The sequence below is a fragment of the Pseudomonas zeae genome, from assembly GCF_014268485.2.
Lineage (GTDB): Bacteria > Pseudomonadota > Gammaproteobacteria > Pseudomonadales > Pseudomonadaceae > Aquipseudomonas > Aquipseudomonas neuropathica.
The window spans coordinates 270526-290458 of record NZ_CP077090.1; the positions used below are offsets into that span (position 1 = coordinate 270526).

Below are 19933 nucleotides of genomic sequence, written 5' to 3' on the forward strand. Positions count from 1 at the left end.
GCGATGGGGCCCTGGCTGACGACACGGATCTCCAAATCAGCCGTACGGAAGCCTGTTATGCGTTGCCTGTTGTTCGCCTGTCTGTTGCTCGGTTCCCTGCCCGCCTTCGCCCTGGATCGTTTTCAGGTTGAAGGCTATGCGCTGCCCAACGGTTTGCAGCTAATGCTCAAGCCCGGCACCGAACGGGGGCACGTGGCGATCCGGCTGGTGGTCGGCGTCGGCCTTGATGATTTCGAGTGCGATGACAAGGAGCTGCCGCACCTGCTCGAACACCTGCTGTTCAGTGGCATCGACGCCACCGGCGAAGGTGGTCTGGAGGAGCGCATGCAAGCGCTGGGCGGTGACTGGAATGCCTTCACCAGCAACGCCGACACCACCTTCGTCATCGAAGCTCCGGCGAAAAACCAGCGCAAGGTACTCGACCTGCTGCTCGCTCTGCTCACGCAAACGCGTATCGACGACAACGCGATCAACGCCGCCAAACGTGTGGTCGAGCGCGAGGACGGCGGCCATTACACACGCCTGCAACGCTTTCTCGATCGTCAGGACCTCGGCCACACCGCGAGCAATCAGCTAGCTGTTGAACTGGGCCTCAAATGCCCGCAACGCGCCGAGGTCGGCCATCTGACTCAGGAGCAACTGGAGAAGGTGCGCAAGGCCTGGTACGCGCCGAACAACATGACGCTGATTGTCGTCGGCGAACTCGACAAACTGCTGCCGGCGTATCTGGAACGCACTTGGGGCGCGCTCGAAGCGGTCGAGCCAAGCGAACACCGCCCACTGCCGGATATCCGCACCAGCGCCGCCCACGAGCGCACGCTCACCCGTGGCTTTATCGGCGACAGCGCCAAATTGCACTGGCTGGTGCCGGAACCGGTGCTGGACGATCAGTACGACCAGACGTTCGATATCCTCAAGGATTATCTCGACTGGGCGCTGTACCGGCAGATTCGTCTCAACCACGGTTTATCCTATGGGCCGTGGGCCGAGCGTGAGGTGTTTGGCGGCGTCGGTTTCATGAGCCTGAATGCCGATCTGGATCGTGATGACGTCGACGAAGCCATTCAGGTGCTGGAGGACCTCAAGGCTGATCTGCTGAAAAACGGCCTAGACCCGGATACTTTCGCGCGGATCAAGCAGGCCTCGATCGCCCATCAGGCGTGGGCGGTGCAAGGCAACAGTGCGCTGGCGGATTATTACTGGAGCGCCCTCGGTGATTACCAGGACGGTCGTTTTGCCAACCCGGCGCGGGAGCTGCAAGGGGTGACGCTGGAAGCGGCGAACAAGGCCATGCGTGAGTTGCTGTTGCAACCGGGGTATCTGCGGATCGAGAAGCCGTTGATCAGTGATGATCAGGTTTTGTGGTTGAGTGCGGGTGGCTTGGGTCTGGTGTTGTTGATCCTGATCGGCTGGCGTTTGCATCACCGCCGCCGGCCGGCCGAACACTAACCCTGTAGGAGTGAGCCTGCTCGCGATAGCGGTCCTTCAGTCATCATTTCTTCGGCTGATACACCGCAATCGCGAGCAGGCTCACTCCTACAAGGAAATGCGTTGGTTTTAAGTGACCATCAGCCTTGCCAGCGCTACTCTGTCGAGGTTTTTTCCCCTCAAATCGTGAACCGCCCAAATGCCAAAAATACAGCTCCTGATCCAGCGCATTCTCGAACTGATGAAGCGTTATCCCGGGGTCATTGCGCTTGGCGGGTTCATCTCCGGGGTCGGCAGTTTCATCATGGTCGATCGTCAGCAGGGCCTGGCGAGCTGGATCACCGTGATCATGCTGCTCAGCTGGATCTGGCTGATGCTGGAAAACACCCTCACCGGCCTCTTCACCCGCGTGTTCAAACGCGAGATTCCCCAGCCGCTGCTGCGTTACGCGACGCAGATGATCCACCAGGAAAGCCTGTTTTTCGTCTTGCCGTTTTTCTTCATCACCACGACCTGGAACAGCGGCCAGTTGTTTTTCACCGGGCTGCTCAGCGTCGCCGCACTGATTTCCATCGTCGATCCGCTTTATTACAAATGGCTGGCACCACGGCGCTGGGCGTTTCTCGCGCTGCACACGCTGACCCTGTTCGCCGCCCTGCTCACCGCGTTGCCGGTGATCATGCACCTGACCACCGCGCAAAGCTTCAAGTGGGCGCTGGGCATTGCCGTGTTGTTGTCGTTCCCGAGCCTGGCGTCGATCTTCCCGATCCGCACGGTGCGCAATGCTTTGGCAATCCTGTGCATCACGGTCGGCATCGGTGGCGTGGGTTGGGCGCTGCGTTCGTGGGTGCCGCCGGCGACGCTGTGGATGACCGACGTGGCGATCAGCACGCAAATGCAGGACCGCACCCCCGGCGCCAGCCTCGACACGGTCAGTGCCGAGCAGATTCGTGGCGATGGCCTCTATGCCTACACCGCAATCAACGCGCCGCGCGGGCTCGATGAGCGGATCTATCACGTCTGGCAATTCAACGGCAAAGAGGTCGACCGCATCGCCCTCGACATCCATGGCGGGCGCAAGGAAGGCTACCGGGCGTGGACGCACAAGCAGAATTTCCCTGGCAATCCGGCGGGCAAGTGGCAGGTGCGGGTGTTGACCGAGGATGGCCAGGTGATCGGCGTGCTGCGTTTCGAAGTCACGGACAGCACAGCGATCAAAGAAAAGTAATCCGGTTCGTGCTATTACGTTAGTTCGCATAAAGGCCGAACAAGCACGGAGCTTATGACCAGCAGCTCGATCAGCGGTAATGCTCAACTGGACACGTCGATAACCCCTGCCCGCCTGCGGGTCACGGGGGACTGGACGCTTGCCCATTACGCCGAGCTCAAGCAACTGAGCGAAAAGCTCCACGGTCAGTACGATGCCAACACCCCGATCGACCTCAACAGCCTCGGCGCCCTCGACACCGCTGGCGCTTCGTTGCTGGTCGAACTGCTCGGCTCCGAACGCCTGGGCAAATCCGCCGAACACCCCGATTGCACCCTGACCTCCGCCGACCGCGCGCTGCTGCAAACCGTGTACTGCTCGATGACCGATTTCTGCGTGCCGATCAAAGAACCGGAAATCAGCGTCAGTGTGCAACTGCTGACGCGCATTGGTCGCGCCGTCGACACCGTCTGGCAGGACACTCTGCAACTGCTCGGTTTCGTCGGCCTGATCATGGAAACCATCGCTCGCAACCTGTTACGGCCCAAGCGCTGGCGCATCACGCCGATGATCGCGCACATCGAGCAGACCGGCCTCGACGCCGCGCCGATTGTGGCGTTGCTGACTTTTCTGGTGGGTGCGGTGGTGGCGTTTCTTGGCGCGACGGTGCTGGCCAGTTTCGGTGCGACAATTTTTACTGTGGACCTGGTGGGCTTCTCGTTCCTGCGCGAATTCGGTGTGCTGCTCACGGCGATCCTCATGGCCGGGCGCACTGCCAGTGCCTTCACTGCGCAGATCGGCTCGATGAAGGCCAACGAGGAAATCGACGCAATCCGCACCCTCGGCCTCGATCCGATGGAGCTGCTGGTGGTGCCGCGGGTATTGGCGATGCTGGTGGCGCTGCCGATGCTGACGTTTCTCGCCATGCTTTGCGGGATCATCGGTGGCGGCGTGGTCTGCGCGGTGTCGCTGGATATTTCGCCGGCGATGTTTCTGTCGTTGCTGCAATCGGACATCGGCATCCAGCATTTTCTGGTGGGCCTGGTCAAAGCACCGATCTTCGCTTTCCTGATTGCCGCGATTGGTTGTCTGGAAGGTTTCAAGGTCAGTGGCAGCGCCGAGTCGGTTGGCGCGCACACCACGTCTGCCGTGGTGCAATCGATTTTCGTGGTGATCGTGCTCGACGCGGTGGCCGCGCTGTTCTTCATGGAGATGGGCTGGTGAGTCGTCTACCCCGCGCGCCCTCGGAGGCGGTGATCGAAGTCCGTGGCCTGTGCAATCGCTTCGGCAGCCAGAGCGTGCACGAGAACCTCGACCTGGATTTGTACAAAGGCGAGATTCTCGCCGTGGTCGGCGGCTCCGGCAGCGGCAAATCGGTGTTGCTGCGCAGCATCGTCGGCCTGCGCCGCCCTAGCGAAGGTATCGTCAAAGTGTTCGGCAAGAATCTGCCGAGCCTGTCCGAGCATGAGCGCTCGCTGGTCGAACGCCGTTTTGGCGTGCTGTTTCAGAAAGGCGCGCTGTTCTCCTCGCTGACGGTCACCGAAAACGTCGCCCTGCCCCTTATCGAACACGCCGGCCTCAGCCGCAACGACGCCGAACACCTGGCCGCGGTGAAACTGGCGCTGGCCGGGTTGCCATTGTCGGCGGCGGACAAATACCCGGCGTCGTTGTCTGGCGGCATGATCAAGCGTGCCGCGCTGGCCCGGGCTCTGGCGCTGGATCCGGACATCCTGTTTCTCGACGAACCCACCGCTGGCCTTGATCCGATTGGCGCGGCGCAATTCGATCAATTGATCCTGACCTTGCGCGATGCGCTCGGCCTCAGCGTGTTTCTGGTGACCCACGACCTCGACACGCTCTACACCATCACTGACCGCGTGGCGGTGCTGGCGCAGAAGAAGGTGCTAGTGGCAGGTCCCATCGACGTTGTCTCGGAAACCGACGACGCGTGGATTCACGAATACTTCCACGGCCCGCGCGGCCGCTCGGCGCTGGACGCCGCCAAATTGCTCAACGAGGTCTGACATGGAAACCCGAGCGCATCATGTGTTGATCGGCCTGTTCACCGTGATTGTGGTGGCAGGCGCCCTGCTCTTCGGCCTGTGGCTGGCCAAGTCCAGCGTCGACACCGAGTTCAAGGATTACGAAATTGTCTTCAGTGAGGCGGTCAGTGGCTTGTCCAAAGGCAGCCCGGTGCAGTACAGCGGGATCAAGGTCGGCGATGTGATCAACCTGCGCCTTGATCCGAAGGACCCACGGCGGGTGCTGGCGCGGATTCGCCTGGCCGGTGACACGCCAGTCAAGGAAGACACCCAGGCCAAACTGGCGCTGGCCGGGATCACCGGTACGTCGATTATCCAGCTCAGCGGCGGTACGCCCGAGAGCCCGAAACTGCGTGGACATGACGGCAATCTGCCGACCATCGTCGCTTCGCCCTCGCCTATTTCGCGGCTGCTCAATGACAGCAATGATTTGATGAGCGGCATCACCGCGCTGCTGCAAAACGCCAACCAGATGTTCTCTGCCGACAACGTCGAGCGTGTGAGCAAAACCCTCGCCCATCTGGAGCAGACCACCGGCACCATCAACGATCAGCGCGGTGACATCAAGCAAGCCATGCAGCAACTGGCGAGCGTTGGCAAACAGGCCGGCAGCATGCTCGAACAGACCTCGTTATTGATGCGCAATGCCAACGGCTTGATCAACGATCAGGGCAAGCAGGCATTGGGCAGTGCCGAACAAGCCATGAAGTCGCTGGAGCAAAGTACCGCGACGATCAGCACCCTGCTGAACAAAAACGAAAACTCCCTCGACAACGGCATGCAGGGCCTCAATGGCCTGGCCCCGGCGATCCGCGAACTGCGCGAGACGCTGACCTCGCTGCGCGCCATCTCCCAACGCCTTGAGGCCAACCCCAGCGGCTACCTGCTGGGCCGTGACAAGAACAAGGAATTCACGCCATGAAGCTGACTCGACTTGCCCTTCTCGCCGGCTTCACGCTGATCAGCGCCTGTTCGATTCTGCCCCAGTCGGAGCCGTCGGATGTCTATCGCCTGCCGGCCGCCCAGGCGCCCGCCTCGGCCAGTTCAGCGGCGACTCAGTCTTGGTCGTTGCGGCTGAACAAGTTGCAGGCCAGTGAGGCGTTGAACCGGCCGACGATTGCGGTGATTCCGCAGGGCGACGTGATCAGCAGTTACAAGGGCTCGCGCTGGAGTGATCCGGCGCCGGTGCTGGTGCGTAATCGCTTGCTCGATGGGTTTCAGCGTGATGGTCGGGTGACGTTGCTTAGTACCGATGACAGCAACTTTGCGGCGGATCTGGAATTGGGCGGAAGTTTGCAGGCGTTTCAGACCGAATACCAAGGCTCACAGGCCAGCGTTGTGGTGCGCGTCGATGCGTTGCTGGTGCGCGGTTATGACCAGCGCATTCTCGCCAGTCGCCGCTTTGAAGAGCGCCAGCCGTTGAGCGATGTGCAGGTGCCGGCGGTGGTGGCCGGGTTTGGCCAGGCCAGTGATCGCCTGACCGCGAAAGTCGTCGCTTGGGCTGTCGACCAAGGCCAGAAACTCGCCCCCCCAAAACCTTAAGCCCGACACACAACCCCTGTAGGAGTGAGCCTGCTCGCGATAGCGGTTTATCAATCGCCATCATCGGTGACTGATACACCGCTATTGCGAGCAGGCTCACTCCTACAGTCTGGATTTTTGTTCAGCCGAAGAACCAGTAGCAGACGGCGATCGCGCCAACCACACCAGCGAACTCCGCCAGCAACGCACACCCCACCGCATGCCGCGCGCGCTGAATGCCCACCGCGCCGAAATACACTGCCAGCACATAGAACGTCGTCTCGGTACTACCTTGCACCGTCGCCGCGACCAGCGCCGGGAAGCTGTCGACGCCCGAGGTCTTCATCGTCTCGATCAGCATGGCCCGCGCTGCGCTGCCGGAGAACGGCTTGACCATCGCCGTCGGCAACGCATCGACAAACCGCGTGTCCCAACCCGCCCACTCGACCAGATGACGAATGCCGTCCAGACCGAAGTCCAGCGCCCCGGACGCACGCAGTACGCCGACCGCACAGAGCATCGCCACCAGATACGGCAGCAGGTTCTTTGCGACGTCGAAGCCTTCCTTCGCGCCTTCAACGAACGCCTCGTAAACCTTCACTTTCCTTAACGCGCCGATGATCAGAAACAGCATGATCAACCCGAACAGCGTGAGATTACCGAGGATCGACGACAATCCCGCCAAAGCCGTCGCCGAAAGGGTGCCGAGCAACGCCATGAAGCCACCCAACAACAGCGCACCCGGTACCAGATAGGCCAGCACCACCGGATCCCAGATCCGCAGGCGCTGCATGAACGCCACCGAGAGGAAGCCGACGATCGTCGAGCAACTGGTCGCCAGCAGGATCGGCAGGAACACCAGCGTCGGATCTGGCGCGCCTTGCTGGGCGCGGTACATGAAGATCGTCACCGGCAGCAGGGTCAGGGAGGAGGCGTTGAGCACCAGGAAGAGGATTTGCGCGTTACTGGCGATGGTGGCGCTGGGATTGAGCTCTTGCAGCGCCTTCATGGCTTTCAGGCCGATGGGCGTCGCGGCATTGTCGAGGCCCAAGCCGTTGGCGGCGAAGTTCAGGGTGATCAGGCCAAGGGCGGGGTGACCGGGTGGGACTTCCGGCATCAGCCGCAGAAACAGCGGGCCGAGGACCTTGGCCAACCATTCGACAATGCCGGCCTTCTCGGCAATGCGCAGGAAGCCCAGCCACAGGGTGAGGGTGCCGAACAGCAGCACCATGACTTCGACCGAGAGCTTGGCCATGGCGAAAATGCTTTCCACCATCGCCGCGAAGATCCCGGCGTTGCCGCCGATCAGCCACTGCGCCAGCGCCGACACGGCTGCCACGATGAAGAAGCCAAGCCACAGGCCATTAAGCATCAGTCAAATCCCCCGAAGAATGCCGCGAATGATAGCGGGGTCACCAGAAACGACAAACCCCGGATTTCACCGGGGTTTGTGTGTGCCTCATTTGTGGCTTGGCTCACATCCCCTGTGGGAGCGAGCCTGCTCGCGAAAGCGTTCTGCCAGTCACTTCTGTGCTTAATGACACTCCGCCTTCGCGAGCAGGCTCGCTCCCACAGAAAAGCCAATCTCCACAGGGTTCAGCAATCAGTTCTTGGAGATTTCGCCCGCTGGCAGTTTTTCCTTGCTGCGCCAGTGTGGCAGGGAGTTCCAGTAGCGCTGGCCCTTGGCATCGTCGTACATGCCTTCCCAGCGTGCGATAACCAGTACCGCCAAGGCATTGCCGATCACGTTCAGAGCGGTACGCGCCATGTCCATGATGCGGTCGACACCGGCGATGAAGGCCAAGCCTTCCAGCGGAATGCCGACGCTGCCCAGTGTCGCCAGCAGCACCACGAAGGACACGCCCGGTACACCGGCGATGCCTTTGGAGGTGACCATCAGGGTCAGGACCAGCAGCAGCTGCTGGCTGATCGACAGGTCGATGCCATACAGCTGGGCAATAAAGATGGCGGCGATCGACTGGTACAGGGTCGAACCGTCGAGGTTGAACGAATAACCGGTCGGCACCACGAAGCTGCAGATGGCTTTCGGTGCGCCGTAGGCTTCCATCTTCTCGATCACGCGTGGCAGCACGGTTTCCGAAGACGCGGTGGAGTAGGCCAGCACCAGCTCATCCTTGAAGATGCGCATCAGCTTGATCACAGAGAAACCGAACAGCTTGGCGATCAGGCCCAGCACCACGAAGGCAAAGAAGGCGATGGCGACGTAAACCAGGATCACCAGTTTCGCCAGCGGCAGCAGCGAGGCGAAACCGAAGTTGGCCACGGTCACCGCGATCAGTGCGAACACGCCGATCGGGGCGTAGTTCATGATCATGTGGGTGACTTTGAACATGCTTTCCGAGACGCCCTGGAACATCTTCACCAGCGGCTCGCGCAGGTCCGACTGCAGGCTCGACAGACCGAGACCGAACAGCACGGAGAAGAAGATGATCGGCAGCATTTCGCCGCGGGCCATGGCCGCGAAGATGTTCGACGGGATCAGGTTGAGGATGGTCTCGATGAACGCGTGTTCATGCTGCACCTCGGCGGCGGTCGCCTGGTACTTCGAGATGTCGACCGTACCCAGGGTGTTCATGTCGATGCCGGTGCCCGGGTGGAACAGGTTGGCCAGCAGCAGGCCGACAACGATGGCGATGGTGGTGACGATTTCGAAATAGATGATCGTCTTCAGGCCGATCCGCCCGAGTTTCTTGGCGTCGCCCACGCCGGCGATGCCGACGATCAGGGAAGAGATGACGATCGGGATCACGATCATCTTGATCAGACGGATAAAGATATCGCCTGCCGGTTGCAGGACGTTGCTGATCCACCAGGCCTTCTCGGCACTGAAGTGATTGAGCAACGCACCAATTGCAATCCCTAGAACAAGACCGATGAGGATCTGCCAGGCGAGGCTGATTTTTGCCTTCTTCATTATCTTTACCCTTACTTGCGTTTGACTCAGGCACATGCAGGAACTGGAACGCTCTTTAGCGGAAAAGTCTGTGCATCTGCCTCCGTATAAGGTGCCCCGAAGCGCGTAGTTACGGCTCTTCGGCAGGCGAAAAAAGGCGCAACTATTCCGATGCAAGGTTGCGCCGTCTAATGCCGTAAACGCCTACCCTATGCCGAATCGGCATGAGCTTTTTTAAATGAAACTGGCGTCCCAACCGGTTCGATTGTGACATTTCGGCCGGCATAAGTGCCGTGAACCGGTCATCACAGCCTAGGTTGGTTATTTTTTGAACGAGAAAAATCGACGAAATAATTAGGAAAAAGCCTACGCAGGAAGACTAGAAGTCCTACTGTTTAAGCGGTCTCTTTGTCGATATACGGTCGCCATGAAACACCGCGTAATGTTTTCGCGCGCAGTGTCAGCGATAAAAAGGATGAGCTGGACGCTCTGGATCAATGTTTTGCGTGTTGGAAAGCTCAGCGCAAGTCCGTCGAGCCACTACGGGTCGGCGAACCTGCGGCGCAGCTTTTACCCTGACCCGGCCCTTGCGCAGGCACTCCCTGTCCCCGTAGGTCACTCCGACCCTGCAACAGTCAGAACGTCCCGGCCCCTTGGTCATGCGCCTGCCTTCCTCAGGTGGGCGCAATGGAAGGCAGCAGGGCTGCTGCCTTCATGTTCAAATCAGTACCACTTCGGATCTTTCTTCAGGGTTTCCATCAAAAGATCCTGCATGCCTTGATCGGGTTTGCCGAGGAAGCGATAGGTCGCATGTCGCGTCGGCGACTTGTCGGCCGGCAGTCCTTCGGGCACATCAACGAGCATGGCGTAAGCGTCTTTCTTGTCGAAACTGAAGGCGACGATCAAACGGTGGTTGAGGCACTTGTCTGCGGATTCGCAGAGGGGGCCGACCAGATACTTGTCGCCATCTTCAGTCACGGCATTCATCTGCTGGTCAGGCGTGCCGGACAGGTTCATCACCCATTCCGGCAGGCGTTCTTCCTTCTTCACCACGCCTTCCCAGGTTTCGCGATACTGCGGGTCGGAACTCAACAGTTCGTTGACCCGCGTCTGGCCGTCATTGGCCGCCATCGCCATGGCACTACCGCCCAGAAGCAGGGCGGCTGCCAGTGTCTTTAACACAGTCATCGTTAACCTCGGCCGCGACGGCCAAAGAAGAAGGAAGCGATGAACATCACCAGGAACACGACAAAGAGAATCTTGGCGATACCCGTGGCGGTGCCCGCGATACCACCGAAGCCCAGTACTGCAGCGATGATGGCAATGATCAAGAATGTAATTGCCCAGCTCAACATGGTGATTCTCCTTACTTCTCTATTTAGGGGTGTTACGTGTTCTGGCGCTGTGCGCCCGAATTCATGTGTTCTTTAGAAAACCCAACGCTCTTCACGTGGCAGTTGATCCAGCGGCTGCGCCTGATCGACATCCATCATGCGCATCGAGGCGCTCTCGGCCTGGCTGCTGCTGACGGCGCTGAAGTGCGTTTGCGTGTTGTGCTGGATCGAAATCAGCGGCTCAACCTGCTGGCTGTTTTCCCAGCGCAGGTATTGCTGACAGGCGATCAGGGTGATCAACAGCGCCAGTACGCCAAACAGACCTTGCTGAATATGCAGTGGCGAGATACGCACTTGGGCGGCACGTTGGCGAGTCATCCTGGGTTCCTCACTCTTATTCGGTTGGGGCAGTTCATTTCTGCCCGGGCTGAATGAGGTATTGCAGCCTGCATGCCAGTTTTTTAACTGAAAAATATTCAATAAAATCAATTAGTTATGATCTTAGTAAAAAACGTTCGCGACGCATCCTGCACGATGGGTCATCTGGGATCGTGCGCAATGCACGATTTTTTCGTAGGAGATTTCATTCTTATGGAATTGAGAGCAGGGCGCAGATGTCAGAAAAGTACGCAGGGAATGCCCTGCAAATCGGCATTTGTTTAAAAAACCAACAAAATCAACGTATTGGCCGTAAAGGCAGGAGAGAGCTACCCTCCTATGGCTGGCATCGTTCAGAATCAACCATGCAACTTGCCCGATTTTTCCGGGACTAACTCAAGACCAATCACTATGGAGCGTAGGAAAAATGGAATCTGCCACTGAGCATCAAGGCCGCATTCTGCTGGTGGACGACGAATCCGCCATCCTGCGTACTTTCCGTTATTGCCTCGAAGATGAAGGCTATACGGTTGCCACAGCCAACAGCGCGGCTCAGGCCGACGCCTTGCTGCAACGCCAGGTCTTCGACCTGTGCTTCCTTGATTTACGTCTGGGTGAAGACAACGGCCTCGACGTACTGGCGCAGATGCGCATTCAGGCACCATGGATGCGAGTGGTGATTGTCACCGCGCATTCGGCTGTCGATACCGCCGTCGACGCGATCCAGGCCGGCGCCGCCGACTATCTGGTCAAACCGTGCAGCCCGGATCAGCTGCGTCTGGCCACCGCCAAGCAACTGGAAGTGCGCCAACTGTCGGCGCGCCTCGAAGCCCTCGAAGGCGAGATCCGCAAACCGAAGGACGGTCTTGATTCCCACAGCCCGGCAATGAAAGTCGTACTGGAAACTGCACGTCAGGTCGCCGGCACCGACGCCAACATTCTTATCCTCGGCGAGTCCGGCACCGGTAAAGGTGAGCTGGCCCGAGCGATTCACGGCTGGAGCAAGCGCGAGAAAAAATCCTGCGTGACCATCAACTGCCCGTCGTTGACCGCTGAACTGATGGAAAGCGAGCTGTTTGGCCACAGTCGAGGCGCATTTACCGGTGCCAGCGAAAGTACACTGGGCCGAGTCAATCAGGCCGACGGCGGTACGCTGTTTCTCGACGAGATCGGCGATTTTCCGCTGACATTGCAACCAAAATTGCTGCGTTTCATTCAGGACAAGGAATATGAGCGGGTAGGGGATCCGGTGACTCGTCGCGCGGATGTGCGCATCCTCGCCGCAACCAACCTCAATCTGGAAGACATGGTCCGTGACGGCCGATTCCGTGAAGACCTGCTCTATCGCCTCAACGTCATTACTCTGCACCTGCCGCCTCTGCGCGAGCGTGCCGAGGACATCCTGACGTTGGCCGACCGCTTCCTCGCGCGCTTCGTCAAAGAGTATGCGCGTCCGGCACGCGGCTTCAGCGACGAGGCTCGCGAGGCACTGCTCGGCTATCGCTGGCCGGGCAACATTCGCGAGTTGCGCAACGTGGTCGAGCGGGCGAGCATCATCTGCCCGCAGGAACGCGTGGAGATCAGCCACCTGGGCATGGCCGAACAACCGGCCAACAACGCGCCACGAGTCGGTGCCGCGTTGAGTCTCGACGAGTTGGAGAAGGCCCACATCGGCGCCGTCCTCGCCACCGCCGGCACCTTGGACCAGGCGGCGAAAACGCTCGGCATCGACGCCTCGACCCTGTATCGCAAGCGCAAGCAGTACAACCTGTGAGCGCCCGACGATGAAACTGGCGATGAAGTTGCGGACCCGTTTGTTCTTGAGCATTTCCGCGCTCATCACCGTGGCCTTGCTCGGGCTGTTGCTCGGGCTGGTCAGCGTGATGCAAATGGCTGGCTCGCAGGAAACGACGCTGCGTAACAACTTCGTCACTCTCGATCTGGGCCTCAAGCTGCGACAAACCCTGGGTGATCAACTGGTCCTCATGCTCGCCGAAGAACCCGATCCGGTCGCGTTCGAGGCGTCCAAGCAGCAGTATCTCAAGTTGCTTGATGACGGTATCGCCCAAGAGCACATTGGCGATGGCCGCCAGTATGGTTTCAGTCAGGCCAAGGCTGATTACCTGAGTTTTCTTCAGGCCTTTGATGTGTCCCGTGATCCGGCGACTGCGTTGAGCAGCAACGCCAACCTCAGAGAGCGCTTCAACAAGTTGCGCAACGGTTTGATCACTGAACACAAGCATGCACTGGACAACATCAACGCGGTTCAGCATCAAGCGCGCGACCGGGCATTGTTGATCGCCGGTCTGTTGGGTTTTGTCGGGCTGGCGGTGTTGATCATCGGCTTCATCACGGCCCACGGGATTGCCCGGCGTTTCGGCGCGCCGATCGAGGCGCTGGCGCAGGCGGCGGACAATATCGGCCAAGGCAATTTTGAAGTGACCCTGCCGATTTCCTCGGCGATGGAAATGAACCTGCTGACCAAGCGTTTCGGCCTGATGGCTGAGGCCCTGCGGGAACATCAGGCGACCAATGTCGACGAATTGTTCGCCGGTCAGCAGCGGCTGCAAGCGGTGCTCGACAGTATCGACGACGGCTTGCTGATGATCGACCGCGAGGGGCATCTGGAACACCTCAATCCGGTGGCTCAGCGCCAGTTGGGTTGGGACGATGATCGCCTCGGCCAAGGCTTGGGCACCGCGCTGGAGCGGCCGGAGCTGGATGCGCAGTTGCAACTGGTGTTGCGCGGTGGCTCGCTTGAGCGCGCACCGGAAGACCTGAGCATCGAGGTCGACGGCGAATCTCGTTTGCTGACCTACAGCCTGACGCCGGTCAGCCACACGCAGGGGCATATCCTTGGCGCGGTGATGGTCTTGCATGACGTGACCGAGCAACGCGCCTTCGAGCGGGTGCGCAGCGAATTCGTGTTGCGCGCTTCCCATGAGCTGCGCACGCCGGTCACCGGCATGCACATGGCCTTCGGGCTGTTCCGCGAACGAGCGAAGTACGCCCCGGAATCGCGCGAAGCCGATTTGCTCGACACCGTGAACGAAGAGATGCAGCGCTTGATGCAGTTGATAAACGACTTGCTCAACTTCTCGCGTTATCAGAACGGCCTGCAGAAACTAACGCTGGCACCATGCTCCATCGAGGATTTGCTGGAGCAGGCGCAACTGCGCTTTGCCGATTCGGCGGCGGCCAAGGGCATCGCCCTGCATGTCGAAGTGCAGGGACCGTTGCCACGTTTGCAGGCCGATCAGGCACAGCTCGATCGTGTGCTGGATAACCTGATCGACAACGCCTTGCGCCATACCGCCCGCGACGGTCAGATCCGCTTGCAGGCACGTCGGCATGGCGAACGGCTGATTATCAGCGTCGAAGACAACGGCGAAGGCATTGCCTACGGCCAGCAGGGGCGGATCTTCGAACCTTTCGTGCAGGTAGGGCGCAAGAAGGGCGGTGCCGGTTTGGGCCTGGCGTTATGCAAGGAAATCGTCCAGTTGCATGGTGGTCGTATGGGCGTTTACTCACGGCCGGGGCAGGGCACGCAGTTTTATATGGCGCTCGCTGTCTAGGCTTCATCATCCATGCGTCGACCGGCAAGGCGCCGGCCACGGGTGATCAGTTCGATGAATTGCACCGCGCTCAGCGCATGGGCGAACAACCAGCCCTGACCGAACTTCACGCCCTCGCTGCTGAGCAATTGCGCTTGGGATTCGAGCTCGATGCCTTCGGCAATCACTTTCAAATCCAGCGCCTGAGCCATGTGAATGATGTGCGGGGCGACGCCGCTGCTGGCCGCGTCATGGCCCAGTGCATCAATGAATGCTTTGTCGATCTTCAAGCAGTCCACTGGCAAGGTTTGCAAGTAGGCGAGGCTGCAATAGCCGGTGCCGAAGTCGTCGATCAACACCTGATGGCCAACGTTGCGCAAGGCTTGCAGGTTTTCCCGTGCCACCACCACATCAATCAAGCCACGTTCGGTGACCTCGAAGGCAATCTGCCGCGCCGCCACGCGATGCAGGGTGAGCAGCCGCGCCATGACCTGGCCGATGCGCGGCACCATCACGTCGCAGGCTGCCAGGTTGACCGAGATGTATAGCTGCGGATTGGCGCGCAGCAACTGGCCCAGTTGCTCCAGCAGGCGCTGCAGGACGAAGTCGGTCATCTGCCGGATCTGCCCGGTGTTTTCTGCCATGGGGATGAACAGGTCGGGGCTGGTCAGCGTACCGTCGGGGCGGCGCCACCGCAGCAGGGCCTCGGCACCGACGCAGTTGCGGCTGTCGAGGTCGAAGATCGGTTGATAGAGCACCTGCAACTCGCCACGGCGGATCGCACCGTGTAGTTCGGCATCCAGAGACTGACGCTGGCGCACCAGTAAGAACACGAAAAATCCGACAAAGGCGCCGAGCAGCAGACACGCCGGGATGATCCACCACCAGACAGCCGGAATGTGCATGCCGGTTCTGGGTGTGATCAGGACCAACTGATATTCCGGATTATCCGTGGGCATGCGGTAGATCAGCCGGGTTTGCGTAACTTGCAGGGCATCGCGACTTTTCGGTGGCCAGTGTTCCGTGGGTGGCCAGGCTTGCGCCGTGCCAAGCACCGGGATAGCACGGGTGCCATGATCGAGCACCACCAGCAGGCTGCTGCCGGGGGACAAATCGACCATGTCGGTCAGATGCCCGCGCGAGGTGGCCACGCGGAAATTGCCGCGCCCCAGCATCAGCGCTGCGCGATTTTCATCAGGTTCGGTGGTGGTGTTCAGCCAATAGCTGTAGGTCGGGCCTTTGATGTCTGGCGCGCGGACCACCGACAGGCCTTCCTGGCGCGGACGGTTGGAGCAGATCCGCGAAGCGTCCATGTAAGCCGCTTCATAGACGAAGCGATAGTTGAAGGTGACTTGCTGCAGGGTGGCGATCATTTCATCGTCACAACTGCGCAAGGGCTGCGCTTCCAGATCATCGAGACTTTCACGCAACTGGCCAAACAATTGTTCGAGGCGGGCCAGAAAACGTTCGCCTTGTGCGTTCATTTGTTGGCTTTCGTTTTGCTCGACCTGACGCATCGCCACGAACATACCGCCGGCGATCAGCAGGATGGCACTGAGGACAGCCGCGATCATCGCCAAAAACCAGGGGCGATAAAACCAGCTACGCAGCGTCTCTCGGGTAGCAACCATCATGGAATATCCGAAGAATTACCAATGAGTTATAGCTGCTGATTGCAATTTCGCCCTGACCGTCGGGCGGGCGTCATTATTTTGTCTGATTGAGTACCAGCAACAACGCTGCCGTTTGTGCATCCGGCGTGCCGTCGAAGCGCGAAGGGCGGAAGTGCATCTGGAAGGCGGCGAGGACGTGGCGTGTGGCAACGTCCAGCTCACCGGTCTGCGGTGTGTCATAACCCAAGTGCGCCAACTGTGCCTGGAACCAGCTGATGCTCGGCAGTTCGCTGCAGTTGAACAGCATTTGCTGGCGCGCTACTGCCTGTTCGTTCGGCCATACGCCCAAGCCTTCGGCGGCGAGACGTTTCCACGGGAACAATGGGCCCGGATCGAGTTTGCGCAGTGGCGCGATGTCGCTATGGCCGATGATGTGGCGCGGGCTGATGCCGTTGCGCTTGCTGATGTCCTTGAGCAGGACGATCAACGATTGAATCTGCGCTTCGCTGTACGGATACCACAGACGGCCGGTCGGGGTGTCCTTGAAGCCCGGATTGACGATTTCGATACCGATCGAGCTTGAGTTAAGCCAGGTACGGCCCTGCCATTGGCTTTCGCCGGCGTGCCAGGCGCGCTGGTTTTCCTCCATCAGCTTGTAGATGGTGCCGCTCTTGTCGTCGCCGATCAGGTAATGGCTGCTGACTTCGCCATGGGTCAGCAGTTGCAGCGAGCGTTCCAGCGACGCCGAGGTGTAGTGGACGATCACGAACTGGATACGGCTGTCGTAATTGGCTGAAGGATGGCTAGTGTCGTAACGCGGGGCGCTGGCACAACCGGCCAGAACGAGCAGCGACGCGAGGAGGGCAAGGAATTTCATGGCAGAGGACAGTACACGCAAGACAGTAATGCAACAGTGTAACGTACTGCCTTGCGTCTCGACGGTCAGTGGGCGGATTTAAACAAAATGGAACAATTTGCTCAGCCCAGCTCGACCCTGTTGCGCCCCGCATTTTTCGCCCGGTACAACGCCTGATCGGCTCTTTTCAATACAAGATCGCTGTGTTCTCCGGCACGGAATGTCGCCAGTCCCATGGAGAGGGTGATGGTCACTCGTTCACCCTTGAAGTGGAACGGGCAGGCTTCGATAGCGGCGCGCAGGGTTTCCAGCAGTTTTGCGCCGACCGCTGGCGGCGTCGCCGGCATCAACAGAACGAACTCCTCACCGCCGAAACGGGCGATGAAATCGCCGCTGCGCAGACGTTTGCGCAGTACGGTGGCGATGATTTTCAGCACCTTGTCGCCGGCCAGATGGCCGTAGTTGTCATTGATCCGCTTGAAGTGATCGAGGTCGAGCATGGCCAGGCTCAGCGTGTTGCCGTGCTGTTGCCACTGCTTGATTTCATGCTCAAGGCGTTCGCTCCACGCGGCGCGGTTCGGCAGGCCGGTGAGCGGGTCGATCAGTGCTTTCTGCCGCTGTACTTCAAGATGCTCGCGGAAACCCTGGGCTTCCTGCTCCATATGCGCCACGCGTTCGGACAGGCTTTTCAGCCGCGTGGCGACTTCCTGCTCGCGGGCGTCGCGCTGCTTCTGGTGCTGGTCCATGGTGCCGAGCAGGCCTTCAAGATGGTTTTCCAGCACGTGCTTGAGGTCTTCCAGATCCGCCGCTTCCTGCACGCTGGTCTGCAGGCCGTCGACTTGCTCACGGATCTGCGTGTCCATGGCTTTCGCCGCCGAGCTGTTGTCGGCATGGCCCTCGCTGGCGGCTTGCAGATTGCTCTGAAACGCTTCGAGGCGTTCATTGAGTTGTTGCAGATAGGCTTCGAATTCGTGCTGGCCGCTATCGGTGATCGCCAGCATCAACGTTGCAAGATCGTCGAGAATCGGGATCAGTTCGTACCAGTTCAAACCGTGTTTTAGCCGCTCACGCATGGCTTCGGCTTGCGGGCGGTGGCGTTCCGGCAGAGTCAGGTCGTCGAGCAGCCCGATCAGGGTGTCTTCGATGTGCTTGGCCACGGAACTGTAAGACGGCTCCGGGGTGTCCGGCAGGGCGAACAGAATGTCGTGCTCGGGCTGTTCCGGGTCGATGGCGGCCAGCGCCTGAGCAATCGGTTCAGGCAGGGGCAGGCTGTCGATGATCGGTGGTGATGGATCACCGGGGTGGATCAGTTCATCAGGATTGACCGCCTCAGCGGTGATCGGCGCTTGAGCCGGCGCTGAAGCGGGGGCGAAAACAGGCTCGGGCTCGAGGCGCTCTGCCTCCGGTTCGAGCGGTTCACTGATAACTTCGCTGACGACCGTGGGCGGCACGAAGGCCACCACATTTGCCGGTTCCAACTGGGCTGGAGCGGCTGGCGTGGATGGTTGGACAACAGGCGCAAATGCTTCGCTGGTAGGCGCTGCCGGTACCGGCTCAGCCGCCGCGACAGGCGCGAGCTGTGCGGTTTCCGCTGTGGGTGACGGTGCAGCCAGCGGTTGCTCTGGCGGCGAGGCTGGAACCTGCGCGGGGGATTGTGTCGCTAGCGCTTCTTCGCTGTCACGGCTACCAAACAAACGCTGCAACAATCCTGGGCGCCCCGGTTCGGCTGGCGTTTCCAGCTGACTCAAAGCCTTGCCCTGCAAGCCGCTGAGTTCACTCAGCAACAGGGGCATTTCCCGCGCCGAACCGACGCGGCTATCCAGTTGTTTGGCGAATTTCTTCAGTGGCTGAGCGACTTCACGCGGCAACGGCAAAGCCTGCAACTGAGTGACCAGCGATGTCAGCGCGGTACTGACTTGATCGATGCGGGTTTCGCGACGCTGCTCGGAATCGAGCACGGCTTTTTCCAGGCGCGGCAACAGGGCGGCGAGGCCGGCGTCCATATCGTCGGTGCGCACCACGTCGCGCATCTCTTTCATGCACTGATCGACGACTTTATCGGTGCCTTCAGCCGCTAGTGTGCTGCGCACCAGACCGCGCCGCAGCAAGTCGAGCCTGGCGGCCCAGCGCCGTTCAAGCTTGTCTTGCTGTTCGATGCTTTTGAGGTACTTCTCTTTCCAGCGCTGGGCGTCGTCGCTCATTCAGGGGTTCCGCGAGGGGCAGGACTCAACGCGGGCAATGCATCGGCCGTGAGCGAACCCGGCAGACGAATCTCTACCGCGACCGGCAGGTGATCGGAAATCGGTTGTGCCAGCACTTCGACCTTTTCCAGCGTCAGGGTCGGGCTGAGCAAAATATGATCAAGGCAACGCTGAGGACGCCAGCTGGGGAATGTCGCTTCCACCTGCGGGGCCAGCAGGCCGAGATCGCGTAACGGAGAATGTTGCAGCAGATCGCTGGCATGGGTGTTCATGTCGCCCATCAATACCTGGTGTTTGTAGCCACCGATCAGCTCACGAATATAGGCCAGTTGCAGGCTGCGGGTTCGTGCGCCAAGGGCCAGATGCATCATCACCACCACTAACGCCTCCGGACCTTCGCCGAAGCGCAGCAGAATCGCGCCGCGACCTTTCGGACCGGGCAGCGGGTGATCCTCGATCGCCCACGGTTTCAGGCGACTGAGCACACCATTGCTGTGCTGGGCCAGTCGACCGAGGTTGCGATTGAGTTGTTGATACCAATAAGGGAAGGCGCCGAGCTGCGCCAGATGTTCGACCTGATTGACGTAGCCCGAACGCAGGCTGCCGCCATCGGCTTCCTGCAGCGCGACCAGATCGAAGTCGCCGAGCAGGTCGCCGATCTTTTGCAGATTGCCTGAGCGGCCGTTGTGCGGCAGCAGGTGCTGCCAGCTACGGGTCAGGTAATGCCGATAACGCTCGGTGCTGATGCCCACCTGGATATTGAAACTGAGCAAACGCAGACGCTGGTCTGCGGGCAGGCCCGTGGACTCCAGGTGATGCTCGTTGACCTGCGGATCATGCAGGCCAACGATGCGTTCAGACTTCCAGCGGCGCATGGCGGTTGCC

General features: G+C 60.0%; 17 protein-coding genes. 8 read left to right on the forward strand and 9 right to left on the reverse strand.

What is annotated here, in order from left to right; translation table 11 throughout:
• Positions 1–57: 57 nt before the first annotated feature.
• The 6 genes from HU754_RS01215 (at position 58) to HU754_RS01240 (ending at position 6219) form a co-directional block, all read left to right on the forward strand.
• Positions 58–1449 (forward strand): M16 family metallopeptidase, encoded by a 1392-nt coding sequence (locus HU754_RS01215; RefSeq protein WP_116254169.1) that lies wholly within the window; start codon positions 58–60, stop codon positions 1447–1449.
• A 178-nt stretch (positions 1450–1627) separates the two neighbouring features.
• Positions 1628–2656: a DUF5924 family protein gene (locus HU754_RS01220; RefSeq protein ID WP_016986428.1), complete on the forward strand. Its 1029-nt coding sequence runs from the start codon at positions 1628–1630 to the stop codon at positions 2654–2656.
• A gap of 54 nt (positions 2657–2710) precedes the next feature.
• Complete coding sequence (locus HU754_RS01225) at positions 2711–3859, forward strand: ABC transporter permease (protein WP_093429519.1); 1149 nt, start codon at positions 2711–2713, stop codon at positions 3857–3859.
• The gene (locus HU754_RS01230) at positions 3856–4659 is read left to right on the forward strand and encodes an ABC transporter ATP-binding protein (RefSeq protein WP_116254167.1); all 804 of its coding nucleotides are present in this window, start codon (positions 3856–3858) and stop codon (positions 4657–4659) included. Before HU754_RS01225 ends, HU754_RS01230 begins: the two co-directional genes overlap by 4 nt.
• Position 4660: 1 nt before the next feature.
• Positions 4661–5599, forward strand: a complete 939-nt coding sequence (locus HU754_RS01235) for an MlaD family protein (RefSeq protein ID WP_093429517.1) — start codon at positions 4661–4663, stop codon at positions 5597–5599.
• Positions 5596–6219 carry an ABC-type transport auxiliary lipoprotein family protein gene (locus tag HU754_RS01240; RefSeq protein ID WP_093429516.1) on the forward strand — a complete coding sequence of 208 codons (624 nt, stop codon included), beginning with the start codon at positions 5596–5598 and terminating at the stop codon, positions 6217–6219. Before HU754_RS01235 ends, HU754_RS01240 begins: the two co-directional genes overlap by 4 nt.
• A 121-nt stretch (positions 6220–6340) precedes the next feature.
• Here HU754_RS01240 and HU754_RS01245 read toward each other — a convergent pair whose 3' ends face one another.
• The 5 genes from HU754_RS01245 to HU754_RS01265 all read right to left on the reverse strand — a co-directional run bounded on the left by HU754_RS01245 (position 6341) and on the right by HU754_RS01265 (position 10824).
• A complete protein-coding gene (locus HU754_RS01245; RefSeq protein ID WP_186620348.1) occupies positions 6341–7570 on the reverse strand; it encodes a nucleoside recognition domain-containing protein in 1230 nt (409 codons plus the stop codon).
• A gap of 231 nt (positions 7571–7801) precedes the next feature.
• Positions 7802–9133 (reverse strand): glutamate/aspartate:proton symporter GltP, encoded by a 1332-nt coding sequence (gene gltP, locus HU754_RS01250; protein ID WP_186620349.1) that lies wholly within the window; start codon positions 9131–9133, stop codon positions 7802–7804.
• A gap of 702 nt (positions 9134–9835) precedes the next feature.
• Positions 9836–10300: an inhibitor of vertebrate lysozyme family protein gene (locus tag HU754_RS01255; RefSeq protein ID WP_093429513.1), complete on the reverse strand. Its 465-nt coding sequence runs from the start codon at positions 10298–10300 to the stop codon at positions 9836–9838.
• A gap of 2 nt (positions 10301–10302) precedes the next feature.
• Entirely contained in the window at positions 10303–10467 is a 165-nt protein-coding gene (locus HU754_RS01260) for a DUF1328 domain-containing protein (RefSeq protein ID WP_003177151.1), read from the reverse strand.
• A gap of 72 nt (positions 10468–10539) precedes the next feature.
• A complete protein-coding gene (locus tag HU754_RS01265) occupies positions 10540–10824 on the reverse strand; it encodes a hypothetical protein (protein WP_093429512.1) in 285 nt (94 codons plus the stop codon).
• Between the two features lie 427 nt (positions 10825–11251).
• On the opposite strand from HU754_RS01265, the gene algB reads away from it, so the two are divergent.
• The gene (gene algB, locus HU754_RS01270) at positions 11252–12598 is read left to right on the forward strand and encodes a sigma-54-dependent response regulator transcription factor AlgB (protein ID WP_007954049.1); all 1347 of its coding nucleotides are present in this window, start codon (positions 11252–11254) and stop codon (positions 12596–12598) included.
• 10 nt (positions 12599–12608) lie between these two features.
• Positions 12609–14399, forward strand: a complete 1791-nt coding sequence (locus HU754_RS01275; protein ID WP_186620352.1) for a KinB sensor domain-containing domain — start codon at positions 12609–12611, stop codon at positions 14397–14399.
• Here HU754_RS01275 and HU754_RS01280 read toward each other — a convergent pair.
• The 4 genes from HU754_RS01280 to HU754_RS01295 form a co-directional block, all read right to left on the reverse strand.
• Positions 14396–16009, reverse strand: a complete 1614-nt coding sequence (locus HU754_RS01280) for an EAL domain-containing protein (protein ID WP_186620441.1) — start codon at positions 16007–16009, stop codon at positions 14396–14398. The two genes, HU754_RS01275 and HU754_RS01280, sit on opposite strands and share 4 nt — an antisense overlap.
• A gap of 76 nt (positions 16010–16085) precedes the next feature.
• Positions 16086–16868, reverse strand: coding sequence for an N-acetylmuramoyl-L-alanine amidase (locus HU754_RS01285; protein WP_186620353.1), 783 nt, complete (start codon positions 16866–16868; stop codon positions 16086–16088).
• Between the two features lie 101 nt (positions 16869–16969).
• On the reverse strand, positions 16970–19048 hold the full coding sequence (locus tag HU754_RS01290; protein ID WP_186620356.1) for a GGDEF domain-containing protein: 2079 nt from the start codon (positions 19046–19048) through the stop codon (positions 16970–16972).
• On the reverse strand, positions 19045–19923 hold the full coding sequence (locus HU754_RS01295; RefSeq protein WP_093429507.1) for an endonuclease/exonuclease/phosphatase family protein: 879 nt from the start codon (positions 19921–19923) through the stop codon (positions 19045–19047). The genes HU754_RS01290 and HU754_RS01295 overlap by 4 nt, the downstream gene beginning before the upstream one ends.
• Between the last annotated feature and the right edge of the window lie 10 nt (positions 19924–19933).

Excerpts from the sequence above, each read along its gene's own strand:
- HU754_RS01265 (WP_093429512.1), bottom strand. The coding sequence starts at position 10,824 with ATGACTCGCCAACGTGCCGCCCAAGTGCGTATCTCGCCACTGCATATT.
- HU754_RS01255 (WP_093429513.1), bottom strand. The coding sequence starts at position 10,300 with ATGACTGTGTTAAAGACACTGGCAGCCGCCCTGCTTCTGGGCGGTAGT.
- gltP (WP_186620349.1), bottom strand. The coding sequence starts at position 9,133 with ATGAAGAAGGCAAAAATCAGCCTCGCCTGGCAGATCCTCATCGGTCTT.
- HU754_RS01285 (WP_186620353.1), bottom strand. The coding sequence starts at position 16,868 with ATGAAATTCCTTGCCCTCCTCGCGTCGCTGCTCGTTCTGGCCGGTTGT.
- HU754_RS01280 (WP_186620441.1), bottom strand. The coding sequence starts at position 16,009 with ATGGTTGCTACCCGAGAGACGCTGCGTAGCTGGTTTTATCGCCCCTGG.
- HU754_RS01215 (WP_116254169.1), top strand. The coding sequence starts at position 58 with ATGCGTTGCCTGTTGTTCGCCTGTCTGTTGCTCGGTTCCCTGCCCGCC.
- HU754_RS01235 (WP_093429517.1), top strand. The coding sequence starts at position 4,661 with ATGGAAACCCGAGCGCATCATGTGTTGATCGGCCTGTTCACCGTGATT.
- HU754_RS01220 (WP_016986428.1), top strand. The coding sequence starts at position 1,628 with ATGCCAAAAATACAGCTCCTGATCCAGCGCATTCTCGAACTGATGAAG.
- HU754_RS01275 (WP_186620352.1), top strand. The coding sequence starts at position 12,609 with ATGAAACTGGCGATGAAGTTGCGGACCCGTTTGTTCTTGAGCATTTCC.
- HU754_RS01245 (WP_186620348.1), bottom strand. The coding sequence starts at position 7,570 with ATGCTTAATGGCCTGTGGCTTGGCTTCTTCATCGTGGCAGCCGTGTCG.
- HU754_RS01225 (WP_093429519.1), top strand. The coding sequence starts at position 2,711 with ATGACCAGCAGCTCGATCAGCGGTAATGCTCAACTGGACACGTCGATA.
- HU754_RS01240 (WP_093429516.1), top strand. The coding sequence starts at position 5,596 with ATGAAGCTGACTCGACTTGCCCTTCTCGCCGGCTTCACGCTGATCAGC.
- HU754_RS01260 (WP_003177151.1), bottom strand. The coding sequence starts at position 10,467 with ATGTTGAGCTGGGCAATTACATTCTTGATCATTGCCATCATCGCTGCA.
- HU754_RS01290 (WP_186620356.1), bottom strand. The coding sequence starts at position 19,048 with ATGAGCGACGACGCCCAGCGCTGGAAAGAGAAGTACCTCAAAAGCATC.
- HU754_RS01295 (WP_093429507.1), bottom strand. The coding sequence starts at position 19,923 with ATGCGCCGCTGGAAGTCTGAACGCATCGTTGGCCTGCATGATCCGCAG.
- algB (WP_007954049.1), top strand. The coding sequence starts at position 11,252 with ATGGAATCTGCCACTGAGCATCAAGGCCGCATTCTGCTGGTGGACGAC.